The following is a 23148-nucleotide window of genomic DNA, read 5'->3' as shown; positions in this document are numbered from 1 at the left end:
CCAAGGAGAGGATGACACCATGCGATTCGTGCTGATGGCACTCGGCGAGGAGGCCGAGACGGCTGCCACCCGGCCGGAGCTCGACCGGTACCGCGCCGAGCTGGTCCGCGCGGGGGTGCTGCTCGCGGCGGACGCGTTGGAGCCGGCGAGCGCGGGAGTCAGCGTCCGCTGCACGGGCGAGGAGCGCATCCTGAGCCGTCCCGCCACCAGCACGGTGAGTGCGCTCTGGATGGTGGAGACGGCCGGCGAGGACGAGGCGCTGGAGTGGGCGCGGCGGCTACCGCTGACGTCCGGGACGGTGGAGGTGCGCCGCGTGGCGGGCGACGACGGTCGATGAGCGGCGAGAGGACGACGCGGGATGCGCCCGACCGCACGGCCGAGACCCGGAGGGCGGTGGAGTCCGTGTGGCGCATCGAGTCCGGCCGGCTCATCGCCGGGCTCGCACGCTCGACGGGCGATGTCGGACTCGCTGAAGAGCTGGCCCAGGACGCGCTCGTGGCCGCTCTGGAGCAGTGGCCGGAATCCGGCATCCCGCGCAATCCCGGCGCGTGGCTGACGACGGTGGCGAAGCGCCGAGCGGTCGACGGCTGGCGGCGGCGGGAGCGGCTGGACGACCGTTATGCCGCGATCGCGCACGACCTGGAGCAGGAGCTCGGCCGCGACGACCCCGCACGGGCCGCGCAGGAGCCGATCGGCGACGACCTGCTGCGGCTCGTCTTCGTCGCCTGCCATCCTGTCCTCCCGCAGGCGTCGCGGGTCGCCCTGACGCTGCGGATGCTGGGCGGGCTGTCGACGGAGGAGATCGCCCGCGCGTTCCTCGTCCCGCCGTCGACCATGGCGCAGCGGATCGTGCGCGCCAAGAAGACCCTGAGCGCGGCGGGGGTGCCGTTCGAGGTGCCCGAGCGGGCGGAGTTCGCCGACCGGCTGGCGTCGGTGCTGGAGGTCGTCTACCTGATCTTCAACGAGGGCTACTCGGCAACGGCCGGCGACGACTGGATGCGCCCCGACCTCTGCCGCGAGGCGCTTCGCCTCGGCCGTGTGCTTGCCGAGCTGACCCCGCGCGAGCCGGAGGTCCACGGGCTGGTGGCGTTGATGGAGCTGCAGGCCTCCCGGCTCGGCGCGCGGACCACCGAGGACGGGTCGCCCATCCTGCTGCAGGACCAGGACAGGACGCGGTGGGACCGGGTCCTCATCGGTCGCGGGCTCGCGGCCCTGGAGCGGTCGGACACGCTTCGGACGACCCGGCGGCCGCCGGTGAGCCGCGGGCCGTACGCGCTGCAGGCGGCCATCGCAGCCTGCCATGCGACGGCCGCGACGCCCGAGGCGACCGACTGGGAGGAGATCGTCGCGCTCTACGGGGCGCTCGCGTCGCTGCGACCCTCGGCGGTGGTCGAGCTCAACCGCGCCGTCGCGTTGTCGATGGCGTACGGGCCGGAGGCCGGGCTGGAGGTCGTCGACCGGCTGGCCGTCGAGGGCGCCCTGTCGTCGTACCACCTGCTCCCGTCGGTCCGCGCCGACCTGCTGCTACGGCTGGGGCGCCGGGAGGACGCGCGGCAGGAGTTCGAGCGCGCGGCCGCGATGACGGACAACGCCCGGGAACGGGACCTGCTGCTCGCGCGAGCCGCGGAATGCCTCTGAGTCGGGCCTCCACCGATCCCATCCGCGGCTGACGGAGCGACACTGGGATCATGCGCGTGCTGCTGAAGCTCCTGCTCGACTGCGACCCCGACGCCGCCTGGCGTGCCCTGCAGAGCCCGACCGCGTTCCGCGAGGTGGCCATGCCGTGGCTCGACTTCCGGTCGGAGGAGCCGGGCGGGTTCCCCACACGCTGGGGCGCCGAGCACCGGGTGCGGGTGAAGGCGCTCGGGGCGTTCACCGTGGGGACGCAGGCGATCCGGCTGGACACGCTGCGGTCGACCGATCCCCGCGAGAGCGGGACGCGCATCCTGCGCGACAGCGGCGGCGGGACGGGCGGCGCGCTGTCCGCGATCCCGCACCTCGACCACCGGATGGCGATCGCGCCCGACCCGGCCGGCCCCGACGAGGACGGACGGCTGCGGACCCTGTACCGGGACCAGCTGATCGTGCGAGCGGGGGCGCTGACGCCGTTCGCGTGGTACGCCATGTGGGCGTTCTGGCAGTGGCGCGGGGTGCGCCTCAAGCGGCTGGCCCCGACCTGGGCCTACGATCCGGAGATACGCCCGGCGGACGAGCAGCCGGAGACGGGAGTTGTGGAGAGATGACCAGCGTGGAGCAGCCCCGAGGGACGCGGCAAGCGACGCCCGAGCGGTGACCGCGGTGCAGACGGCCGACTGGCGACGGCGCGTGTTCGCGCTCTACGCGTCGGTGCGCCGCCTCGCCGCGCACGATCCGGCGGAGGCGCACGCACACTGGATCTCCTGCCGCAACGACCTGTTCGCGTCGCATCCCGCGTCCCCGCTGCTGCCCGAGGACCGTGACCGGTTCACCGGGCTGCCCGTCGTGCCGTACGACCCGGAGTGGCGCTTCGAGCTGCCGATCCAGCCGGCCGGGTCGCCGAAGCGGATGGATGTGGAGACCGGCACCGACGGCGTCGTGCCGTTCGACCTGCTCGGCACGGTGCGCATCCCGTTCGCCGGCACGCTCGACGTGTGGCGGCTCGCGTCCTACGGCGGCGGGCTGTTCGTGCCGGTCAAGGATGCGCTGGCCGGTCGTCCCGGCGGCACCTACGGAGGTGGACGCTACCTGATCGACACGATCAAGGGCGCCGACCTGGGGCTCGACGCGGGAGACGGCGAGGCGTCGCTCGTGCTCGATTTCAACTTCGCGTACAACCCGTCCTGCGCGTACGACCCGGCGTGGGCGTGCCCGCTGGCGCAGGCGGGCAACACGCTCGCGGTCGAGGTGCCCGTCGGCGAGCGCTACGCCGGCGCGTGACCCCGCGCTGAGATCGCGCATTCGTGCCGAATGTGCGTTCTGGCGGCGCGAGAGCGCACATTCGGCACGAATGCACCCCCAAGGCGAGAGGGTCAGCGGCGGACGAGCGTGAGTCGCTGCGTCGGGCGCGTCATCGCGACGTAGAGGGACGCGGCACCCCGCGGCGACTCGGCGGCGAGCGCGTCGGGATCGGCGAGCACGACGGCGTCGAACTCGAGTCCCTTCGCCTCGTAGCCGGTGAGCACGGCGATCGGACGCATGAGCCCCGCGGCCCCACGGCCGGCGGCGTCCCCGAAGCGCTCGGCGACCGCGGACGAGACCGCCGGCAGGTCGGACGCGGTCGTGATGACCGCGAGCGTCCCCTGGTCGTCGATCCCGCGGTCGTGGGCGACCGCGTCAGCGACGGCGAGGCCGAGCGCGTCCGGCGCGTCCGCCTCCACGCGTCGGATCGGCCACTCGCCCTCCCGCACCGCCCGCGTCGGCGTGATCGGCAGCCCGGCGTCGGCGGCGATGCGCTCGGCCTCGCGCGTGATCTGCGCGGGCGTGCGGTAGTTGACCGTCAGCTCCTCCAGGCGCCAGGCATCCTTGAACACCGGGTCCAGCGCCTCCTGCCAGCTCGTCGCCCCGGCGGCGGACGCCACCTGCGCGATGTCGCCGACGATCGTGAACGACTTCATCGGGCAGCGTCGCACCAACACCCGCCACTGCATCGGCGACAGCTCCTGCGCCTCGTCGACGACGACGTGCCCGTAGGTCCAGCTGCGGTCGGAGGCGGCGCGCTCGGCGGTCGTGCCGCGGTCGACCTGCTCGGCGAACCCGTCGGCCAGCTGCTCCGCGCTGACCAGCCCCTGCACGCCCATGTTCCGGATGGCGGCACGTGCATTCTCAAGGTCCCGCTTTCGCTGGCGCTCCCGCTCGCGGTCGGCCGGGTCCGCGCGGCCGGGGAAGTCGCCCAGCAGCTCGGCCGCCTCATCCAGCAGCGGCACATCCGACACCGTGAACGGTGCGCTCCGTTCACGCTGCAACGCCAGCCGCTGCTGCGCGGACCACCGCGGCGTCAGCTCCGCGAGCCAGGCCGGACGGGCGAAGAGGTCCTGCAGCAGCTTCTGCGGGGTCAGCGGCAGCCAGGCCGTGTTGAGCAGGACCCGGACGTCGTAGGAGGTGCGCAGGTCCTCGCGCAGCACCTTCAGGTCGGCGTCGTCGATCGTCGAACCGGCGGCGCGCAACTGCGCGGCCAGCTGGTCGGTCAGCTCCGACAGGGCGGCCTTCACGAAGGTGACGCGCGCGACGTTGTGCGGCTTTCCCGTGCGCTGCGCCTTGGCGATGGCCCGGTGGATGAGCGCCGGATCGACCACCAGCCGCTCGTTGTCGACGACGATCGTCTGGGCCTCGTCCGGCGCCTTCTGCCGCGACTTCACGGCGCGCTGCAGCAGCCGCGCCATCTGCGCCGATCCCTTCAGCACCGCGGCTTCGGGCGCATCCTGGACCGTGGTCTCCACGCCCGGGAACAGCTCGCCGAGGCTTGACATGACCACGCCGGTCTCGCCGAGCGAGGGAAGCACCGCCTCGATGTAGCGGAGGAACGCGGTCGACGGACCGACCACGAGCACACCGGAGGCGCTGAGCCGCTGACGGTTCGCGTACAGGAGGTAGGCGGCGCGGTGCAGTGCGACGGCGGTCTTGCCCGTGCCGGGGCCGCCCTGCACGACCAGCGCACCGCGGAGGTCGGAGCGGATGATGCGGTCCTGCTCGGCCTGGATCGTCGCCACGATGTCGTGCATGCGGCCGGTGCGCTGCGCGGTCAGGGCGGCAAGCAGCGCGCCCTCGCCCTGCACCTGCTCCCCCGCGCGGTCGCCATCGAGCAGCGCCTCGTCGAAGACCTCGTCGTCGATGCGGGTCACCTGGCGGCCCGACATCGTGAGGTGACGGCGGGCGCGCACGCCCATCCGCTCGTTCGCCGTCGCCTGGTAGAAGGCGCCCGCCTGCTGGGCACGCCAGTCGACCAGCAGGGAGCGCTGGTCGTCGTCGCGCAGGCCGATGCGGCCGATGTACCGGTGGTCGGAGCCGTCGACGGGCTCTTCGAGCAGCAGGCGGCCGAACACGAGCCGCGCATCCACGTCGCGGAGCTGGGTCAGCTGGTCCTCGTACAGGCGTGCGAAAGCGTCCCGCTCGCTGCGGGCCTGGTGGTTGCTGCCGACGCTGTCGCGGCGCACGCGCGAGAGCCGTTCCTCGGTCTCGGCACGCAGCTGATCCAGCCGCTCATACAGCCCCGAGACCACGGCGCGTTCGCGATCGAGCTCAGACTCCTGCACGCCCATGGCCGCCCTTCGTTTCCGGGCCGACAGTCTACGACCTCCGGATGTGTGGATGCTCCCAGCAGTCGTACGGCCCGATGCCGTAGAGTGAAGTTCTGCGGGCCGATCGTCGCCCGCTGCGTCGTAGAACGCTTCGCGTTGCGCCGGGCCACTTTGCTCCGCACGCTTCTCTTCATACGGCGAACGATCGCGCTGTTCGGCGCGCTCGCCACCCGACCCGCCACGGCACGACGCCGAGCGGGTCCCCTGCCGGAAAGGCACCCCCATGACTTCAATGACTTTCGCCGAGCTGGGCGTCCCCGCTCCGCTCGTCGCCGCACTCGCGGCCGACGGCAAGACCACGGCGTTCCCCATCCAGAAGGACACGCTCCCCGACGCCCTGGCGGGCAAGGACGTTCTCGGCCGCGGCAAGACGGGCTCGGGCAAGACCATCGCGTTCGCCCTGCCGCTCGTCTCCCGCCTCGGCACCGTCCTCGCCGGCGGTGGCCGTCGCTCCGGACGCCCGCTGGCCCTTGTGCTCGCCCCGACCCGCGAGCTGGCCACGCAGATCGCCGCGACCTTCCGCCCGCTGGCGGACGCCTACGGTCTGCGCGTCTCCACCGTCTTCGGCGGCGTCTCCCAGAACAAGCAGGTCGCCGAGCTCAAGGCCGGCGTCGACATCCTGGTCGCCTGCCCCGGCCGGCTCGAGGACCTGATGAAGCAGCGCTTCGTCTCCCTGGACGCGGTCGAGATCACCGTGCTGGACGAGGCCGACCACATGGCCGACCTCGGCTTCCTGCCCGTCGTCACCCGCATCCTCTCCGCCACGCCGACCGACGGGCAGCGCCTGCTGTTCTCGGCGACGCTCGACAACGGCGTGGACAAGATCGTCAACCGGTTCCTGCACTCCCCCGTGCTGCACTCGGTCGACGACGAGACCAGCCCGGTCGAGGCGATGACCCACCACGTGCTGCAGGTGGACACCCCGGACGAGAAGAAGGCGCTGGTCGAGGCGCTGGCGTCGGGCACCAGCCGCCGCATCCTGTTCACCCGCACCAAGCACCAGGCCAAGAAGCTGGCCAAGCAGCTGACCGCGTCGGGCATCCCGGCCGTGGATCTGCACGGCAACCTCGCCCAGAACGCCCGCGACCGCAACCTCGCAGCGTTCGGCGACGGCAGCGTGAAGGTGCTCGTGGCGACGGATGTGGCCGCGCGCGGCGTGCACGTCGACAACGTGGAGCTCGTGGTCCACGTCGACCCGCCCGCGGAGCACAAGGCGTACCTCCACCGCTCGGGACGCACGGCTCGCGCGGGCAGCGCGGGCGACGTGGTGACCGTGATGCTGTCGGCGCAGGCCGACGACGTGCGCACGCTGCTGCGCAAGGCGGCGATCAGCGCGGCCCCGCAGCGCGTGACGGCGACCTCGGCCGTCGTGACGGAGCTCGTGGGCGACGTCGCCGCGAAGGTGGCGCCGGCGCCGGTCCAGCGGCCCGCGAGCGGCGGGGGCACGTCGCAGGGCGCCAACGCACAGCGGAAGCGGGCGCGTCGCGCCGGCGCCGGCGCGGGCGGCACGGGTGCCGGCAACGGCTCCGGCCGTGTTGGCGGCGGTTCGGGCAACGGCTCCGGCCGTGGCACGGGTGCGGCCGGCGGCTCCAACCGCACGTCCGGCGCGACCGCCGGCTCCGGGACGGGCAACGGCGGCTCGCGTCGCCGCGGCCAGCGTCCGGCGCAGCAGTCCTCGGCCGCTCACGGCGGCGGGCAGCACCGTGGCGCCCAGTCCGGCGCCGGCTCGCGCGACGGCGGCCGCTCCGGCGGCGCCGCGCGCCCGACGGCCGCTCGCGCCGACGCCTCGACGAGCCGCGGCCGCGGCTCGCGTCGCGCGCAGGGCTGACCCCCTCCATCCACTACACGAAGAGTGCACGCTCGGATCCCGGCCGGCGTGCACTCTTTGCGTACTCGCGCGTGGGCGGACTCCCGCGACGCAGGTCGCCCTCCATCCACTACGCAAAGAGTGCACACTCGGACCCCGTCCGGCGTGCACTCTTTGCGTATTCGGGGTGGGCGGACTCACGCGACGGGGGTGACCCCGCCATCGAGTACACAAAGAGTGCACGCTCGGACCCCGTCCGGCGTGCACTCTTTGCGTACTCCGGGGTGGGGCGTCAGGGTGTCCTGGCGGTCGCGGCCAGGCGCTCGATACCGGCGATGACGCCGTCGACGAGCACGGCGTAGCTGCGGTCGAGGTCGTCCGGCAGCCCGAATCCTCCGCCGAGCTCCAGCGTGACGAAGCCGTGGACGGCGCTGCGCAGCATCCGGACCGCGTCCACCAGCTCGTCGTCGGGCAGGCCGAAGCCGCGGAGCACGCCGGCGAGCACGGCCAGCGTCTCGGCCGAGCGCGCGCTGAGCTCGTCGTCGGCCGGATCGGACCGGTCCGCCGCCACCTGCGTCGCGGCGTAGCGGCCGGGGTGCCGTCGCGCGAAGTCGCGCATCGCGTCCGCCGCCGCCCGGATCGCGTCGGGGCCGGCGCGTCCGATCGTCGCGGCGGCGAGCGTCCGGGTCAGCTCGGCGACGGACTCCGTCGCCACCAGACGACGCAGGTCGCCGAGTGAAGCGACGTGCTTGTAGAGGCTCGGTACGGCGACGCCGGCTCGCCCGGCCACGGCGGCCAGGGTCAGCGTGTCGAAGCCGGCCGTCCCGCCCTCGTCGACCACGTCCACCGCGACGGCCGTCACGGCGGCCCGGGTGAGTCCGACCCTAGGCATTCGACTCCGCCCAGGCCGAACCGTCAGCCGAACGGCGCGACTCCACGAAGGCCAGCGTCGCGGCGACCGTGACGTCGGGCCGCTGCGCGTGCGGATAGTGGGCGGCCTCGGGGACGCGCACGACCTCCACACCCTGCTCCTGCATCCACGCGCACTCCGCCTCGAGGTCTCGGTAGTCGGGGTCGAGCTCGCCGACGAACGCCAGCATCGGCACCCGCACCTCGCGGACACGCGGCGCGACCGGCGCATGGGTGAGCTGCAGCGTCAGGTGGCGGAAGGCCGCCAGCCTGCCCGGCTCGGACAGCGACGCGCGGATGGCGGCGACGTGCTCGTCGAGCCAGGGCGCCGTGCGCCCGCGGTTGAGCGTGCGCCGATAGTACCCGGTCCAGACCGAGGCTCCCCACGGTCGCGCGAACATCGCTCGGTACATGGTGTGGAGCAGCCCGGTCGCGGCGCGTCCCATCGCGGGATCACGCAGGAGCGGCCCGTAGAAGGCCAGGCCTGCGATCAGGCCGGGCCGCTCGGCGGCGGCCCACGCCGCGGCGGCGGAGCCCATCGAGTTGCCCAGCACGACCGCAGGTCCGCCGAGTTCTTCGATGAGGGCGATCAGGTCGCCCGCGGTCGCGAGGTCGCCGAACTCGCGGAAGGTGACGTCGGAGTCGCCATGAGCGCGCAGGTCGGTGACCGCGACGCGGAAGCCTGCCGCGACGAGGGGACCGACGAGCTCGCGGAAGCTGGAGCGGAGGTCGCCCATGCCGGGCACCGCCACGACGAGAGGCCCGTGCCCCTCGACGGTGTAGCTCACGCGTCCCTCAGGACGCTGCAGGAAATGCACCTGCGATTCGACGGAAGTGTTCATAGCCATAAAGCTAACACCATTAGCTTTATGGCACAAGAAGAAAATGAAACGGTCCCGCGAACCGTCAGGCGATGCGTCCCAGCGACGCCATCGCAGCCTTGACCAGCGCCCCGCGTCCGCCCTCGAGCTCTTCCGTCACCGTCAGGGACGTTGCCTCTTCCGGCGTCATCCACGTCAACTCCAGCGCATCCTGCCGCGGCTCGCACGTGCCGGTCACGGGCACGACGTAAGCCAGCGAGACCGCGTGCTGGCGTTCATCCACGTACGGGGAGACGCCCGGCAGCGGGAAGTACTCCGCCACCTGGAACGGCACGGGGCTAGCCGGCAACTGCGGGAACGCCATGGGGCCGAGGTCTTTCTCGAGGTGCCGGAACAGCGCCTCTCGCAGCGTCTCGCCGTACATCACGCGACCGGAGACCAGGGTGCGCGTGATCTCACCGACCGCATTGGCACGCAGCAGGATGCCGACCTCGGTCACCTGCCCGAGCCCGTCCACCCGGACCGGCACCGCCTCGACATAGAGGAGGGGCAGCCGCCCCCGGATCTGCGCCAGCTCGAGGTCGGAGAGCCAGGCCGGGCCGGGCTGCGGACCGTTGCCGGGGAGCGGGTCGGGAGTGGGATCCGGATCCGGGGTGCGAACGCTCATGCATGAATCCTACGGAAGGCGACCACCGCGTCTACGGGGCACAGCCGGATCTGTGGATGGGCGGCACTCCGACGGGGGCTGTGGACGACTTCTGGATCCGGCAGAGAATGGAGGGTGCCGTTTCCCGCCCCCGACCTCCGCATCGACCGCGATGCTGTGCTGTGGTCCGCGTCCGAACGTGATCGCGCCGGCCGTCCGCTGCTCGTCCTGATGCACGGGTACGCGTCAGATGAGGCCGACCTCTTCGGCATCGCGGCCTACCTGCCGTTGGAGCCGGTGATCGCGTCCCTGCGGGCGCCGATCCCCGAGGGCCCGGGCTTCGCGTGGTTCTCGCGCTTCACCAACGTCCCCGGCGATCCGCTGGCGGGCAACGCTGACGCCGCGGCGCGGGCGGTCCTGAACTGGCTCGACGACCAGCCTTCCGTGCCCACCGGGCTGCTCGGCTTCTCCCAGGGCGGCGCGATGGCCCTCCAGCTGCTGCGGCTCGCGCCCGAGCGCTTCGACTACGCCGTCCAGCTGTCGGGGTTCGTCGTGAAGGGCGACCAGCCGGGAGACGCCGAGCTCGCCGAGGCGCCCGTGCCGGTCTTCTGGGGGCGCGGCACGCTCGACGACACCATCCCCTCCGCGTCGCTCGACCGCACGACCGAGTGGCTTCCGGAGCACGCGACCCTCGACGCCCGCATCTACGAGGGGATGGGGCACGCCATCTCGCCGACGGAGCTCGGCGACATCTCCTCCTTCATCCGCACGCATCTGCCCCGCTGAGCGTTCTCCACAGGTCCGGCCGACGGCCCTGACAGTGTCGGTGGTCGGGTGGAGGATGGAGGGATGAGCGACGTGCTCGACCGATTCTCCCCGCGACCCGCGAATGGTTCCGCGGGGCCTTCGCCGCGCCCACGGCGGCGCAGCAGGGCGCGTGGGAGGCGATCTCCCACGGCAAGCACGCGCTGGTGATCGCGCCGACCGGTTCGGGCAAGACGCTGGCGTCGTTCCTGTGGGCGATCGACCGGCTGGCGAGCGCGCCGCGGGCGGCCGACGCGAAGCCGGGCACGCGCGTCCTCTACATCTCCCCGCTCAAGGCACTGGGCGTCGACGTCGAGCGCAACCTGCGCGCGCCGCTGGTCGGCGTGACGCAGACGGCGAAGCGGCTCGGGGACGAGCCTCCGCACGTCAGTGTGGGCGTGCGCTCGGGCGACACCCCGGCCTCCGATCGCCGGGCGCTGCTGAGCAGTCCGCCGGACATCCTCATCACGACCCCCGAGTCCCTGTTCCTCATGCTCACCTCACAGGCGCGCGAGACGTTGACCTCGGTCGAGACGGTGATCGTCGACGAAGTGCACGCGGTCGCCTCGACCAAGCGCGGCGCGCACCTGGCGCTGTCGCTCGAGCGGCTGGACCAGCTGCTCGAGAAGCCGGCACAGCGCATCGGCCTCTCGGCGACGGTGCGTCCGCCGGAGGAGGTCGCCCGGTTCCTGGGCGGGCAGGCGCCCGTCGAGGTCGTCGCGCCGCCGGCCGGCAAGCGCTTCGATCTGCGCGTCGTGGTCCCGGTCGAGGACATGAGCGAGCTCGGCACGTCCACCTACGCGAGCGAGAACCCCGGAGACGGGTCGCCGCCGCAAGCGGGCTCGATCTGGCCGCACGTCGAGGAGGCGATCGTCGACCGCGTGCTCGAGAACCGGTCCACGATCGTGTTCGCCAACTCGCGGCGCCTGGCCGAGCGGCTGACCGCGCGCCTCAACGAGATCTACGAGGAGCGGCTGCTCGGCGGCGAGGTCGGCGAGGTCGACGAGGCCGGCGCACGGCGCGCGCCGGCCGAGCTCATGGGAGGCTCCGGCCAGACCCGGGGCTCGCAGGCCGTCGCCGACGAGGACACGCTGGTGCTCGCCCGCGCTCACCACGGCTCCGTGAGCAAGGAGCAGCGGGCGCTGATCGAGGACGACCTCAAGACGGGCCGCCTGCGCTGCGTCGTCGCCACCTCCAGCCTCGAGCTCGGCATCGACATGGGCGCGGTCGACCTTGTGATCCAGGTCGAGGCTCCTCCGTCGGTCGCGAGCGGTCTGCAGCGCGTGGGACGCGCCGGTCACCAGGTCGGCGAGATCTCCCGCGGCGTGGTCTTCCCCAAGCACCGGGCCGACCTCATCCACTCGACGGTCGCCACAGAGCGGATGACCGCCGGGCTCATCGAGTCGCTGAAGGTGCCCGCGAACCCGCTCGACATCCTCGCGCAGCAGACGGTGGCGGCCGTCGCGCTCGAACCGGTGGACGCGGACGACTGGTTCGATGCCGTGCGCCGCAGCGCGCCCTTCTCGACCCTGCCGCGGAGTGCCTACGACGCGACGCTCGACCTGCTGGCCGGGCGCTATCCCTCTGACGAGTTCGCCGAGCTGCGGCCGCGCATCGTCTGGGACCGGGACACCGGCACCCTGACCGGCCGGCCCGGCGCCCAGCGGCTCGCGGTGACGAGCGGCGGCACCATCCCCGACCGCGGACTCTTCGGCGTCTACATGGTCGGCGAGAAGGCCAGCCGGGTCGGCGAGCTCGACGAGGAGATGGTCTACGAGTCGCGCGTCGGCGACGTGTTCGCGCTCGGCTCGACGAGCTGGCGCATCCAGGAGATCACCCACGACCGCGTGCTGGTGACGCCCGCGTTCGGCGAGCCCGGACGGCTGCCGTTCTGGAAGGGCGACGGGATCGGGCGGCCGGCGGAGCTGGGGCGCGCGGTCGGCGCGTTCACCCGCGAGCTGAGCACTGCCTCCCCCGCCGACGCCGAGTTGCGCTGCGTCGAGGCGGGACTCGATGCGTGGGCGACGAACAATCTGCTGGCCTTCCTGCGCGAGCAGAAGGAGGCCACCGGCCACGTGCCGACCGACCGCACGCTGGTGGTCGAGCGGTTCCGCGACGAGCTCGGCGACTGGCGCGTCGTGCTGCATTCCCCGTTCGGCATGCAGGTGCACTCACCGTGGGCGCTCGCCGTGCAGGCGCGGGTGCGCGAGCGGTACGGGATCGACGCGGGGGCCATGGCGGCCGACGACGGCATCGTGGTGCGCATCCCCGACACCGAGGCGCAGCCGCCCGGGGGCGAGCTGTTCGTGTTCGAGCCGCAGGAGCTGGACGAGCTGGTGACGTCCGAGGTCGGCGGGTCGGCGCTGTTTGCGTCGCGTTTCCGCGAGTCGGCCGCTCGGGCGCTGCTGCTGCCCAAGTACAACCCGGGCAAGCGCTCGCCGCTCTGGCAGCAGCGGCAGAAGGCTGCGCAGCTGCTGGATGTGGCGCGCAAGTACCCGACGTTCCCGATCATCCTGGAGACCATCCGCGAGGTGCTGCAGGACGTCTACGACCTCGGCGCACTGACCGACATCGCCAAGCAGATCGAGCAGCGCAGCATCCGTCTGGTCGAGGCCGCCACCGAGACAGCGTCGCCCTTCGCCCGATCGCTGCTCTTCGGATATGTCGCCGCATTCATGTACGAGGGCGACAGCCCGCTCGCGGAGCGGCGCGCCGCCGCGCTCTCGCTCGACGCGGGCCTGCTCGCGGAACTCCTGGGCCGGGCGGAACTGCGCGAACTGCTCGACCCGCAGGTCATCGAGCGGGTGGAGCTGCAGCTGCAGCGCCTCGCGCCCGAGCGCCGGGTGCGCGGGGTGGAGGGGGTGGCCGATCTGCTGCGGCTGCTGGGCCCGCTGTCGGTGGAGGAGGTCGCGGAGCGCCTGGAGGCCGAAGGCAGCGCAGCGAGCCCCGACCTGCATGCGGATGCAGACGCGGACGCGGACGCCGACGCCGACGCCGAGGTCGCAGCACCGCACGCCGACCGCGCGACGGCCGCCGCGCATCTCGCCACCCTGGTCGACTCCCACCGCGCCCTCGCGGTCTCCATCGCCGGCGTCGAGCGCTTCGCCGCCATCGAAGACGCGTCGCGGCTGCGCGACGCCCTCGGCGTCCCGCTTCCGATCGGCGTGCCGCTGGCGTTCATCGAGCCGGTCGACGACCCGCTCGGCGACCTGGTCAGCCGATTCGCGCGCACGCACGGTCCGTTCGAGACGGCCGACGTCGCGTCCCGACTCGGCCTCGGGCCGGCGATCGTCCACGACGCCCTGCGCCGCCTCGCCCGCGACGGGCGTGTGGTCGAGGGCGAGTTCCGTCCGCACGCCCAGGGCAGCGAGTGGAGCGACGCCGAGGTGCTTCGGCGCCTGCGGCGGATGTCGCTGGCGGCGCTCCGGCACGAGGTCGAGCCGGTCGACACCCCCACGTTCGGGCGCTTCCTGCCCGAGTGGCAGCACGTCGGCTCGACGCTCCGCGGGGTGGACGCCGTCGCCTCGGTGATCGAGCAGCTGGCCGGCGCGCGCATCCCGGCCTCCGCGTGGGAGTCGCTGATCCTCCCCAGCCGTGTCTCCGACTACAGCCCCGCGATGCTGGACGAGCTCACCGCCACGGGCGAGGTGATCTGGGCGGGGGATGGCAGCCTCCCCGGCGACGACGGCTGGATCAGCCTGCATCTCGCCGACTCGGCCCCGCTGACCCTCGCGCCGCCCTCCGACCACGAGCCGGATGAGCTGCAGCGCGGAATCCTCGACGCGCTCGGTCGCGGCGGCGGGTACTTCTTCCGGCAGCTGTCCGAGGCGCTCGGCACCGAGCGCGGGTCGGCGATCGACGACTCCGAGCTGGTGACGGCGCTGTGGGATCTCGTCTGGGCGGGCCGCGTCACCAACGACACCCTCGCCCCGCTTCGCACCCTCACGGCGGGCGGATCCGGCGCGCACAAGCGTCCGCGCCAGCCGACCCGCGCGCGGATGTATCGGGGACGCGTCCCCACCCGTTCCGCGATGGTCACCCGGATGGGACCCCCGACGGTCGCCGGCCGGTGGTCGCTGCTCCCCGAGCGCGACCTCGACTCGACCGTTCGCGCGCACGGCCAGGCGGAGACGCTGCTCGATCGCTACGGCGTCGTGACGCGCGGCTCGGTGATGAACGAGGGCACACCCGGTGGCTTCGCCCTCGCCTACAAGGTCCTGAGCGGCTTCGAGGAGACCGGGCGGGCCCGCCGGGGCTACTTCATCGAAACCCTCGGCGGCGCGCAGTTCGCCAGCGGTGCCACGGTGGACCGGCTGCGGTCGTACGCGCGCGACCACACCCAGGAGCGGCCGAACGAGGCGGTCGCCCTCGCCGCGACCGATCCTGCCAACGCATACGGGGCAGCCCTCCCGTGGCCGGCCGTCCCGGGTGAGACCGGGACGGGCCACCGCCCGGGCCGGAAGGCGGGTGCCCTCGTCGTGCTGGTCGACGGCGAGCTGACGCTCTACGTCGAGCGCGGTGGCAAGAGCCTGCTGTGCTTCGTCGATCCGGGCGCCGATGGCGCCGACGAGACCGCGGGCACCGTGCTGCGGGCCGCGGCCCGCGCGCTGGCCGCACTGGTCACGTCGCGCCGCGTCGACAAGCTGGCGATCGAGACGGTCAACGGCGAGTTCGTGATCGGCTCACCGCTGGGCGACGCCCTCTCGGAGGCGGGCTTCCTCGCGACTCCCCGCGGATTGCGGCTGCGCGGATGAGGCCCCGCGGATGAGGCTCTGCGCGACGACCGGGGCGGCCCGTGCCTGAGGGCGACACCGTCTACCAGGCGGCACAGCGGCTCGACCGCGCCCTCGCCGGCCGCATCCTCACCGAGACGGACTTCCGCGTGCCCGCCTACGCGACCGTCGACCTCTCCGGCCAACGGATGGACGAGGTCGTCCCGCGCGGCAAGCACCTCCTGATGCACGTCGGCGAGCACACCATCCACAGCCACCTGAAGATGGAGGGCTCGTGGGAGGTGTACCCGCTCGGCGGCCGCTGGAGGCATCCCGGCTACCAGGCGCGCGCAGTCCTGCGCACCGAGGACGCACAGGCCGTCGGTTTCCTGCTCGGCGTTCTCGAAGTGATCCCCCGCGACCGGGAGGACGACGTGGTCGGGTACCTGGGTCCCGACCTGCTCGGCCCCGACTGGGACGCCGACGAGGCGTTGCGCCGTCTGCAGGAGCACCCGGAGGTCCCGGTCGCGGTCGCCCTGCTCGACCAGCGCAACCTGGCAGGCCTCGGCAACGTCTACGCGAACGAGCTGTGCTTCCTGCGCGGGATGCTGCCCACGCGCCCGGCCGGCGAGACCGACCTCGCCGCCGCCGTCGACCTGGGCCACCGGCTGATCGTGGCCAACCGCGACCGCCCGCTGCGCGTCACCACCGGAGACACCCGCCGCGGCCGCAACACCTGGGTCTACGGACGCAAGGGCCAGCCGTGCCGGCGCTGCGGGACGCCGATCCGCTCCGGCTCGCTCGGCCGCACCGAGCTCGAAGAACGGGTGACGTACTTCTGCCCGGTGTGCCAGACGTAGGCAGCACCGGGCAGAAGCAGGTCGGGTGAGGGGCTGGTTACGCCGCCGCCTCGTCCTCGTCCTCGTCGGCCGCCGCGCGGACGGTCTCGAGCGCAGCGGACCAGGCCTCGAGCTGGTCGAACAGCGGCGTGAGCGCCGCGGTCTGCTGCTCGGTCGGCTTGAGCTGCCAGTTCTCGAAGTCGTGCGCCAGGCTCAGGCCCACGTGGGCGCTGACCGTGGCGACCTGGAGCTGCGACAGCACGAGGCGCAGGTGCTCGACCGCGCGGGCGCCGCCGAAGACGCCGTAGCTGACGAAGCCGGCCGCCTTGTTGTACCACTCGGCGCCGACGTAGTCGATGGCGTTCTTGAGGGCTCCGGAGGTGCTGTGGTTGTACTCGGGGGTGACGAACACGAAGCCGTCGAACTCGGCGATCTTCGCCGCCCAGGCCTTGGTGTGCTCGCCTGCGTACTGCCCCATGGCGGCGGGCATCGCCTCGTCGAGGTGAGGGAGGTTCCACTCCGCCAGGTCGACGAGCTCGTACTCGACGCCCGTGCGCTTCGCAGCGTTCTCGTACACCCAGCGGGCGACGGCCTCGCCGTTGCGTCCGGGGCGCGTGCTACCGATGATGATCGCGATCTTCGTCATGTCAGCCTTCCTTTTGATGACGTGTCACCTATTCTGAACCACCTCGCCCCGGGATGCATTCCCGCTAGGCTCGCCGCATGTCCGACGACCGCGCCGACCGCACAGACGACATCCACCTGCCCGCCGACGCGACCGAGGAGCAGCGGCGCCAGGCCGGCGACCGGTTGCGCGAGCGCATCTACGTGACGTTCACGGCGCTGGCGATCCTCATGGCCATGAACGGACACGGCGAGCTGGACTCGCCCTCGGTCCTCTGGACGCTCGTCGTCTCGGTGCTCGGCGTCCTGCTGGCCGGGTTGGCGTCCGACCTGGTCTCGCACATGATCGTGCACAGCAGCCTGCCGTCGGCTAAGGAGTTCCGGCACATGGCGGCCGTCTCGTCGCGGGCGCTCGGCGTGCTGGTGGTGCCGGTGATCGCGGTCGCCCTGGCCGTGTTCGACGTGATCGAGGCACGCACCGGCATGACGATCGCCATCGTCGCGCTCATCGTGTCGCTCGCCGTGATCGCGCGCATCGCCATCTCGCGGACGGGTCTGACGGGGTGGCGGCGGTTCCTCGCACTCGCGGTGCTGGTGGGGCTCGGCGTGCTCGTCGTGTTCCTGGAGGCGCTCGTCCACTAGTCAGCGCGCGCGTGTCAGGATGGGCTATGGCCACCGTGCGCACCCGTCCGGACCCGAGGAAGCTGTCGGACGACGAGCTGGAGCTGTTCCGCGCCTTCCACCTGATGCGCCGCGGGTTCGACCGCACCCTGGATGCGCAGCTCCAGCACGACGACGGCATCTCGATCTCCGAGCTGGAAGTGCTCATGGCGCTCACTCGGGCGCCCGGGCGCCGCCTGCGGGTGCGCGACCTGGTGGATGCGACGGGCTGGGAGAAGAGCCGCGTCTCGCACCAGGTGAGCCGGATGACGGGCCGCGGTTTCGTCGAACGGCAGGAGTGCGCGGAGGACCGCCGGGCCACCTGGATCCACCTCACCGGCGACGGGCGTCGTGTCGTCGTGCGGGCGCTCCCGAAGCACTCGGCGACCATCCGTCGCATCCTGTTCGACGCCCTGTCGCCCGAGCAGCAGGACGAGCTGCTGGGCATCGCCCGGACCATGAACGCGGCCATCACCGCCGAGGACTGCGCACCCCCGGACGATTGCGACGACTGAGGGTTCTCGCAGACCGCGTCCATCGCAGGTCGTACTTCTGCTGGGAAGCCCTCGCGGATTCGCTGGTCATTCGTCGGGAACACCGGCGGAAACCAGCCGGTTCCAAGGCGGCTCCCCCTAGCGTTTTCGTGTGCGACGCCCGAACTATCCCGCTTCCGGATCCGGTGCCGACGGCCGCGACGAGCAGCTGCCGGCGACCGAGGTCTTCGGACGCGTGCCACCCGCGGACCCGCGACGCCCGGTCCGGGCCACCCGGCCGGCGTCCGGCGTGCCCACCGGAGGCTCGCCCGCGCCGTTCGATCCGTTCGGGATGGGCGGGGACGCGCCCGGTCTCGGCGGCTCGGGCGCCGGACGCGACGGGAGCAACGGTCGCGGCGGCGACGGCCGCGACAACGGTCGCGGCGGAAACGGCGGCGGAAACGGCGACGGCGGCGACGGCGGCGACGGCACCGGCCCGACCCCGGGCAAGCCGCCGCGCAAGCGCCGCCGCACCAAGCGCATCGTCGCCTGGACCGCGGCCGCTCTCGCGATCATCCTCGTGGTCGTCGGCGGCTACGCCGCGTACAGCTACTTCCGCTTCGTCGGTGGCGTCAAGCACGTCGACGTGATCTCGAAGCCGGCCAACGACGTGGACGGCCAGGACCAGAACATCCTGCTGGTCGGCGACGACCACCGCCCCGACGGCGCGAGCCAGGCCGAGCTCGACCAGCTGAGCACGACGGACGACGGCGGCGGCACGAACACCGACACGATGATGGTGCTGCACATCCCCGCGAACGGGAAGTCGGCGACCCTCATCTCACTCCCCCGCGACTCCTGGGTGGATGTGCCGGGCCACGGCATGAACAAGCTCAACTCCGCCTTCTCGCTGGGCGGCGGCGGCAGCGACCCGACCGCCGGGGCGAAGCTGCTCATCCAGACCGTGCAGAACCTCACAGGTCTGAGCATCGACCACTACGTGCGCGTGTCCCTGCTCGGCTTCTACACGATCGCGCAGGCGCTGGGCCCGGTGCAGGTGTGCCTCAACAACGCGGTCGACGACCCGTACTCGGGCGCGAACTTCCCGGCCGGCGTCTCGACGCTGGATGCGAAGCAGGCGCTGTCGTTCGTGCGCCAGCGGCACGGGCTGCCGCGCGGCGACCTGGACCGCGTGGTGCGGCAGCAATACTTCTTGTCGGTCGAGGCGCACAAGTTCCTGTCGGCGGGGACGCTGCTCAACCCGGCCAAGCTGACCAACACGTTGGACGCGGTGAGCGGTTCGCTCGAGACCGACCCTGGCCTCAACTTCCTTCAGCTCGCGGCGCAGCTGCAGGGGCTGACCGGCGGCAAGATCCAGTCGGCGACCATCCCGATCTCCGGCACGCCGACGATCACGGTCGACGGGGACGACGTGTCGATCGTCGAGGTGGACACGGCCGCCATGCCCGCGTTCATCCAAAGCCTGATGGGCACGCCGACTGCGTACGACAACGCGACCGCGGCGAAGCCGGCCGACACGACGGTCACCGTTCTCAACGGCGGCAGCGCGAACGGCGCGGCGACCACGGCGACGCAGACCCTCGCCGCCGCAGGCTTCAAGACCGGCACCCCCGGCGACGCCGACACGCACGCGACGACGGTCATCCAGTACAAGGCGGGCCAGGAGGCGCAGGCCAAGGCCGTCGCCGCCTACCTCCCGGGCGCGTCGGTGCAGCAGACCGACTCGGTGAGCACCGTCACCGTGGTGCTCGGCGACGACGGCATCATGCCGACCGCCCCCGCCGCGGCCGGCTCCGCACCCGCAGCGCCCGCCGCCCCGGCTCCAACTCCCTCCGGACCCGCGACGAACTACAGCTCCACCGTCTGCATCAACTAGTCGAAGAGGCGGCGGAAGACGTTCGTGTCGGCGAGGTCGATCAGCTCGTCGCCGCGGCCGTTCATGATCGTGCGCAGCGCGTAGAGCGTGAAGCCGCTCACCTGCTTCGCCGTGATCGCGGGCGGGATGCTGAGCTCCTGGCGCGCGGTCACCACATCCACCAGCGCCGGGCCGTCGTGCGCGAAGGCCGCCCGCAGCGCGCCCTCGAGGTCGTCCGGCTTCTCGACGCGCTGACCGTGCAGCCCGATCGCCCGCGCGACCTCGGCGAAGTCCGGGTTCTCAAGGCCGGTGCCGAAGTTGACGAAACCGGCAGCCTTCATCTCCACCTCGACGAAGTTCAGCGAGGAGTTGTTGAAGACGACGATCTTCACCGGCAGCTTGTTCTGGCGCAGCGTCAGCAGCTCGCCGAGCAGCATCGCGAGGCCGCCGTCCCCGGCGAGCGCGACCACCTGCCGGTCCCGGAACGCCGTCTGCGCGCCGATCGCCTGCGGCAGGGCGTTCGCCATGCTGCCGTGGGTGAACGACCCGATCAAGCGCCGCCGCCCGTTCATCTTCAGGTAGCGGGCGGCCCACACCACCGGCGAGCCGACATCCGGGATGAACACCGCGTCCTCCGTCGCCAACTCGCTGATCAGCCGCGCGACGTACTGCGGGTGGATGGGCGTGCGGTTGCGGTCGTTGACGGCCAGGTCATCGAGGCTCTTGCGCGTCTTCTCGTAGTGCGCGAGCGACGCGTCGAGGTGCTTGCGGTCCTTCCGTGCGCTGAGCAGCGGGAGCAGCGCCTCCACCGTGTCCTTCACGCTGCCGACGAGGCCGAGGTCGAGCGGGACGCGGCGGCCCAGGTTCTCTCCCCGGAGGTCGACCTGGATGATCTTCGCCTTCGACGGGAAGAACTGCTGGTACGGGAAGTCGGTGCCGAGCATGAGCAGCGCGTCGCAGGACTCCATCGCCCGGTAACCGGAGGAGAAGCCGAGCAGGCCGGTCATTCCCACGTCGTACGGGTTGTCGTACTCGATGAACTCCTTGCCGCGCATGGCGTGCACGATCGGGGCCTTGAGCGCGTCCGCGATGGCGACGAGCTGGGGATGCGCACCCTCCGCTCCCGCGCCGGAGAGGATGGTGACCTTCTTGGCGGAGTTCAGGATGTCGGCCGCCGCCTGCAGCTCGGGGTCGGTCGGCCGCGTGACGCGCGGAGAGAACGTGATCGGCGCGGACTTGCGGCGCCCCGCGCTGTCGGCCAGGAAGATCTCACCCGGGACGACGACCACCGCCACGCCGCGGCGCTCCACCGCGGTGCGCATCGCGATCTCCAGGATGCGCGGCATCTGGTCGGCCTGACTCACGAGCTCCGTGTAGACGGCGGCCTCACGGAACAGCTCCTGCGGGTGCGTCTCCTGGAAGTACCCGCTGCCGATCTCGGCGCCGGGGATCTGCGCGGCGATCGCCAGCACCGGGACGCGGCTCCGGTTGGCGTCGTACAGCCCGTTGATGAGGTGTGTGTTGCCCGGCCCGCAGCTGCCGGCGCACACGGCGAGCTCGCCGGTCAGCGCGGCATCCGCCGACGCGGCGAAGGCGGCCGCCTCCTCATGTCGCACGTGCTCCCAGTGCAGGCCGCCGCGGCTGCGGCGGATCGCGTCGGTGAACCCGTTGAGCGAGTCGCCGGGGATGCCGTAGACCCGGCTCACCCCCGCGTCTTCAAGGATTTCGACGATGGTGTCGGCGACGGTGGGCATGGCGGACTCCCCTCGATGGGCGATGGTTGCGACGCCGGTCGGCCCCTGTGCACGTCCGACAGGGCAACGCTACGCCTCGGAGCGAACATCGTTCATCCTGCACAGAGGAACTGTGCATTAACGTGAGCGCATCATGATCAAGCAGGCGAGGGCGCAGGTCACGCGCGACACCATCGTCGACGGAGCGGCGCAGGTGTTCGGACGGCGTGGGTACGGGCTCGCCTCGATCGCGGACATCGCGGAGGCCGCGGGCGTCACGAAGGGCGCTCTGTACTTCCACTTCCCATCGAAGGACGAGCTGGCGCGGGCCGTCATCGACGAGCAGCACCGGAGGACGATGGAAGCCGCCGGCGCCGTCGTCGCCGAGGGGCGCCCCGGGCTGGAGACGATGGTGCTGCTGAGCGCCGCGCTCGCCCGCCAGCTGCTCACCGACCCCGTCGTGCAGGCGGGCATCCGGCTGACGACCGATGTGGCATCCCTCGACGACCCCGTGACCGGGCCGTACCGCGACTGGCTGCGCACGGCCGAACAGCTGTTCCGGCAGGGCGTCGAGGAGGGCGACCTGCGGGCGGATCTGGATGCGGCCGTGCTGTCCCGCGTCGTCGTCGCGTCGTACACCGGCGTGCAGCTGGTATCGGAGACGTTCACGCACCGTGCCGATCTGCTCCAGCGCGTGCGCGAGCTGTGGATCGTGCTGCTGCCCGGCATCGTGGCCCCAGGCCGGAGAGAGACGCTGGGAGACCTCCCCGAGCTCATCCGCTGAGCCGGGGACGCGGCCGACCCGGCCGCAGCGCCCCCAATCCGCTACGGCCGTGCCGGGCATTCATGCATTCTACGGGATAACCGGACGATCGGTATGAACTCGCTGCTCGCTCACAGCACGCCCTGCCGGGCTGCGCTGCGGACGTCCCGTAGACTTGCCCGACGGGGAGCGCCGGCGACGGCGGAAGCGGTTGGGGAGGATGCTGTATGCCGCCGAAGGGCAAGCCGAAGAACCGGCGCGCGACGATGCGACTGGTCTACATCGACTTCTGGTCGGCGTTGAAGATGTCGTTCCTCGTGAGCATCATCGTCGCCGCGATCACGATGGTCCTGGGCCTGATCGTCTGGTCGCTCATGGAGCGGTTCGGCGTCGTCTCGGGCGTGAGCGCGTTCCTCGAGGACATCGCGGGAGCGCAGGGGGCCAACCTCGTCGCGGGGCTCACCTTCCCGAACGTGATGACGTTCACGCTGGTGGTCGCGCTGCTCGAGGTCATCGTCGTCTCCGCCCTCGGTGCGATCTTCGCGGCGCTCTACAACCTGGCCGTCCACGTGGTCGGCGGCTGGAAGGTCACCTTCGGGAGCGACTGAGCTCCAGGCCGCCGACGAGCAGTCCGACGCCGAAGGCGAACGCCGCGGCCGGGTCGTCCTCGTCGAGCGGCGATGCCGGCTGGTCCGCGAGCACGCCGAGCGAGTCGTACTGGATGCGCTGCTGCTCGTGGGAGACGTGACCGAGCACGAAGTGGAGCAGAGCCGTCGCGGCGCGCCGCGAAGTCTCGGCGTCGAAGCCGCCCCGAGCGACGGCGCGAGCAAGGCGGTCGAGCGTCGCGGGCGAGCCGAGGCCGAGCGCGAGGGTGCTGGACACGACCTCCGCTCCGTCGCGGTACGACAGCAGCGCGTCGCGGAGGGCGTCCGCCTCGGCCCGCACGGCGTCCTGCCACGGCGCGTCGTCGGGCAGAGCAGCTGGTCGACGGGCCGCGACGATGCGATCGGCGACCTCCGCCAGCATCGACTGCTTGTTCGGGAAGTGCCAGTACAGCGCGCTCGGCTGCACGTCGAGCGCCGACGCCAGGCGCCGCATCGTCAGGTCGGGCAGGCCCAGGTCGTCGAGGATGCGCAGCGCGGCCTCGGCCACGTCGTCGCGTGAGTGCCGTCGTCCGGTTTCGTTCCCTGCCACGTCGTCAGTATAGT

20 protein-coding genes are annotated in these 23148 nt (G+C 72.1%); 13 read left to right on the top strand and 7 right to left on the bottom strand.

What is annotated here, in order from left to right; all coding sequences use genetic code 11:
* The first annotated feature begins 19 nt into the window (after positions 1–19).
* Genes ACRAWB_RS17485 through ACRAWB_RS17470 form a run of 4 tightly spaced genes read left to right on the top strand, consistent with a single transcriptional unit; the run spans position 20 to position 2916 of the window.
* Positions 20–337 (top strand): YciI family protein, encoded by a 318-nt coding sequence (locus tag ACRAWB_RS17485; RefSeq protein WP_431354482.1) that lies wholly within the window; start codon positions 20–22, stop codon positions 335–337.
* The gene (locus tag ACRAWB_RS17480; RefSeq protein ID WP_431354481.1) at positions 334–1638 is read left to right on the top strand and encodes an RNA polymerase sigma factor; all 1305 of its coding nucleotides are present in this window, start codon (positions 334–336) and stop codon (positions 1636–1638) included. Before ACRAWB_RS17485 ends, ACRAWB_RS17480 begins: the two co-directional genes overlap by 4 nt.
* A gap of 50 nt (positions 1639–1688) precedes the next feature.
* The gene (locus ACRAWB_RS17475; protein ID WP_431354480.1) at positions 1689–2243 is read left to right on the top strand and encodes a hypothetical protein; all 555 of its coding nucleotides are present in this window, start codon (positions 1689–1691) and stop codon (positions 2241–2243) included.
* Between the two features lie 46 nt (positions 2244–2289).
* Positions 2290–2916 (top strand): DUF1684 domain-containing protein, encoded by a 627-nt coding sequence (locus tag ACRAWB_RS17470; protein ID WP_431354479.1) that lies wholly within the window; start codon positions 2290–2292, stop codon positions 2914–2916.
* 92 nt (positions 2917–3008) lie between these two features.
* Here the strand turns inward: ACRAWB_RS17470 and ACRAWB_RS17465 are convergent, their stop codons facing one another.
* Entirely contained in the window at positions 3009–5234 is a 2226-nt protein-coding gene (locus ACRAWB_RS17465) for a HelD family protein (protein WP_431354478.1), read from the bottom strand.
* Between the two features lie 262 nt (positions 5235–5496).
* Here ACRAWB_RS17465 and ACRAWB_RS17460 point away from each other — a divergent pair, with 262 nt between their 5' ends.
* Positions 5497–7101, top strand: a complete 1605-nt coding sequence (locus ACRAWB_RS17460) for a DEAD/DEAH box helicase (RefSeq protein ID WP_431354477.1) — start codon at positions 5497–5499, stop codon at positions 7099–7101.
* Between the two features lie 271 nt (positions 7102–7372).
* Here ACRAWB_RS17460 and ACRAWB_RS17455 read toward each other — a convergent pair whose 3' ends face one another.
* From ACRAWB_RS17455 to ACRAWB_RS17445, 3 genes are all read right to left on the bottom strand, one after another.
* On the bottom strand, positions 7373–7972 hold the full coding sequence (locus ACRAWB_RS17455) for a TetR-like C-terminal domain-containing protein (protein WP_431354476.1): 600 nt from the start codon (positions 7970–7972) through the stop codon (positions 7373–7375).
* Complete coding sequence (locus ACRAWB_RS17450; protein WP_431354475.1) at positions 7965–8831, bottom strand: alpha/beta fold hydrolase; 867 nt, start codon at positions 8829–8831, stop codon at positions 7965–7967. The genes ACRAWB_RS17455 and ACRAWB_RS17450 overlap by 8 nt, the downstream gene beginning before the upstream one ends.
* 64 nt (positions 8832–8895) lie before the next feature.
* Positions 8896–9477 carry an NUDIX hydrolase family protein gene (locus ACRAWB_RS17445; protein WP_431354474.1) on the bottom strand — a complete coding sequence of 194 codons (582 nt, stop codon included), beginning with the start codon at positions 9475–9477 and terminating at the stop codon, positions 8896–8898.
* Positions 9478–9591: 114 nt separating this feature from the next.
* Between ACRAWB_RS17445 and ACRAWB_RS17440 the strand changes: the two genes are divergently transcribed.
* The 3 genes from ACRAWB_RS17440 to ACRAWB_RS17430 all read left to right on the top strand — a co-directional run bounded on the left by ACRAWB_RS17440 (position 9592) and on the right by ACRAWB_RS17430 (position 15832).
* Positions 9592–10242 carry an alpha/beta hydrolase gene (locus tag ACRAWB_RS17440; RefSeq protein ID WP_431354473.1) on the top strand — a complete coding sequence of 217 codons (651 nt, stop codon included), beginning with the start codon at positions 9592–9594 and terminating at the stop codon, positions 10240–10242.
* Between the two features lie 83 nt (positions 10243–10325).
* Positions 10326–15014, top strand: coding sequence for an Lhr family ATP-dependent helicase (locus ACRAWB_RS17435; RefSeq protein WP_431354542.1), 4689 nt, complete (start codon positions 10326–10328; stop codon positions 15012–15014).
* A gap of 41 nt (positions 15015–15055) precedes the next feature.
* Positions 15056–15832, top strand: a complete 777-nt coding sequence (locus ACRAWB_RS17430; RefSeq protein ID WP_431354472.1) for a DNA-formamidopyrimidine glycosylase family protein — start codon at positions 15056–15058, stop codon at positions 15830–15832.
* A gap of 37 nt (positions 15833–15869) precedes the next feature.
* Here the strand turns inward: ACRAWB_RS17430 and ACRAWB_RS17425 are convergent, their stop codons facing one another.
* On the bottom strand, positions 15870–16457 hold the full coding sequence (locus tag ACRAWB_RS17425) for an NADPH-dependent FMN reductase (protein WP_431354471.1): 588 nt from the start codon (positions 16455–16457) through the stop codon (positions 15870–15872).
* 77 nt (positions 16458–16534) lie between these two features.
* On the opposite strand from ACRAWB_RS17425, the gene ACRAWB_RS17420 reads away from it, so the two are divergent.
* From ACRAWB_RS17420 to ACRAWB_RS17410, 3 genes are all read left to right on the top strand, one after another.
* Positions 16535–17077: a hypothetical protein gene (locus ACRAWB_RS17420; protein ID WP_431354470.1), complete on the top strand. Its 543-nt coding sequence runs from the start codon at positions 16535–16537 to the stop codon at positions 17075–17077.
* 26 nt (positions 17078–17103) lie between these two features.
* Positions 17104–17610, top strand: a complete 507-nt coding sequence (locus tag ACRAWB_RS17415) for a MarR family winged helix-turn-helix transcriptional regulator (RefSeq protein ID WP_431354469.1) — start codon at positions 17104–17106, stop codon at positions 17608–17610.
* 130 nt (positions 17611–17740) lie between these two features.
* Entirely contained in the window at positions 17741–19465 is a 1725-nt protein-coding gene (locus ACRAWB_RS17410; protein WP_431354468.1) for an LCP family protein, read from the top strand.
* Here ACRAWB_RS17410 and poxB read toward each other — a convergent pair.
* The gene (poxB, locus tag ACRAWB_RS17405) at positions 19462–21198 is read right to left on the bottom strand and encodes a ubiquinone-dependent pyruvate dehydrogenase (protein WP_431354467.1); all 1737 of its coding nucleotides are present in this window, start codon (positions 21196–21198) and stop codon (positions 19462–19464) included. The genes ACRAWB_RS17410 and poxB overlap by 4 nt on opposite strands.
* Positions 21199–21331: 133 nt before the next feature.
* Between poxB and ACRAWB_RS17400 the strand changes: the two genes are divergently transcribed.
* Positions 21332–21961 carry a ScbR family autoregulator-binding transcription factor gene (locus ACRAWB_RS17400; protein WP_431354466.1) on the top strand — a complete coding sequence of 210 codons (630 nt, stop codon included), beginning with the start codon at positions 21332–21334 and terminating at the stop codon, positions 21959–21961.
* A gap of 206 nt (positions 21962–22167) precedes the next feature.
* Positions 22168–22548 (top strand): DUF3566 domain-containing protein, encoded by a 381-nt coding sequence (locus ACRAWB_RS17395; RefSeq protein WP_431354465.1) that lies wholly within the window; start codon positions 22168–22170, stop codon positions 22546–22548.
* Here the strand turns inward: ACRAWB_RS17395 and ACRAWB_RS17390 are convergent.
* Entirely contained in the window at positions 22529–23134 is a 606-nt protein-coding gene (locus ACRAWB_RS17390) for a TetR/AcrR family transcriptional regulator C-terminal domain-containing protein (RefSeq protein ID WP_431354464.1), read from the bottom strand. The two genes, ACRAWB_RS17395 and ACRAWB_RS17390, sit on opposite strands and share 20 nt — an antisense overlap.
* Between the last annotated feature and the right edge of the window lie 14 nt (positions 23135–23148).

Source organism: Leifsonia poae (genome assembly GCF_050632865.1).
Lineage (GTDB): Bacteria > Actinomycetota > Actinomycetes > Actinomycetales > Microbacteriaceae > Leifsonia > Leifsonia poae_B.
Note: the sequence above shows the minus strand (reverse complement) of the source record. Positions and strands in the feature narration are given on the sequence as shown.

Excerpts from the sequence above, each read along its gene's own strand:
- ACRAWB_RS17475 (WP_431354480.1), top strand. The coding sequence starts at position 1,689 with ATGCGCGTGCTGCTGAAGCTCCTGCTCGACTGCGACCCCGACGCCGCC.
- ACRAWB_RS17395 (WP_431354465.1), top strand. The coding sequence starts at position 22,168 with ATGCCGCCGAAGGGCAAGCCGAAGAACCGGCGCGCGACGATGCGACTG.
- ACRAWB_RS17420 (WP_431354470.1), top strand. The coding sequence starts at position 16,535 with ATGTCCGACGACCGCGCCGACCGCACAGACGACATCCACCTGCCCGCC.
- ACRAWB_RS17415 (WP_431354469.1), top strand. The coding sequence starts at position 17,104 with ATGGCCACCGTGCGCACCCGTCCGGACCCGAGGAAGCTGTCGGACGAC.
- ACRAWB_RS17480 (WP_431354481.1), top strand. The coding sequence starts at position 334 with ATGAGCGGCGAGAGGACGACGCGGGATGCGCCCGACCGCACGGCCGAG.
- ACRAWB_RS17450 (WP_431354475.1), bottom strand. The coding sequence starts at position 8,831 with ATGAACACTTCCGTCGAATCGCAGGTGCATTTCCTGCAGCGTCCTGAG.
- ACRAWB_RS17465 (WP_431354478.1), bottom strand. The coding sequence starts at position 5,234 with ATGGGCGTGCAGGAGTCTGAGCTCGATCGCGAACGCGCCGTGGTCTCG.
- ACRAWB_RS17455 (WP_431354476.1), bottom strand. The coding sequence starts at position 7,972 with ATGCCTAGGGTCGGACTCACCCGGGCCGCCGTGACGGCCGTCGCGGTG.
- ACRAWB_RS17400 (WP_431354466.1), top strand. The coding sequence starts at position 21,332 with ATGATCAAGCAGGCGAGGGCGCAGGTCACGCGCGACACCATCGTCGAC.
- ACRAWB_RS17485 (WP_431354482.1), top strand. The coding sequence starts at position 20 with ATGCGATTCGTGCTGATGGCACTCGGCGAGGAGGCCGAGACGGCTGCC.
- ACRAWB_RS17445 (WP_431354474.1), bottom strand. The coding sequence starts at position 9,477 with ATGAGCGTTCGCACCCCGGATCCGGATCCCACTCCCGACCCGCTCCCC.
- poxB (WP_431354467.1), bottom strand. The coding sequence starts at position 21,198 with ATGCCCACCGTCGCCGACACCATCGTCGAAATCCTTGAAGACGCGGGG.
- ACRAWB_RS17460 (WP_431354477.1), top strand. The coding sequence starts at position 5,497 with ATGACTTCAATGACTTTCGCCGAGCTGGGCGTCCCCGCTCCGCTCGTC.
- ACRAWB_RS17425 (WP_431354471.1), bottom strand. The coding sequence starts at position 16,457 with ATGACGAAGATCGCGATCATCATCGGTAGCACGCGCCCCGGACGCAAC.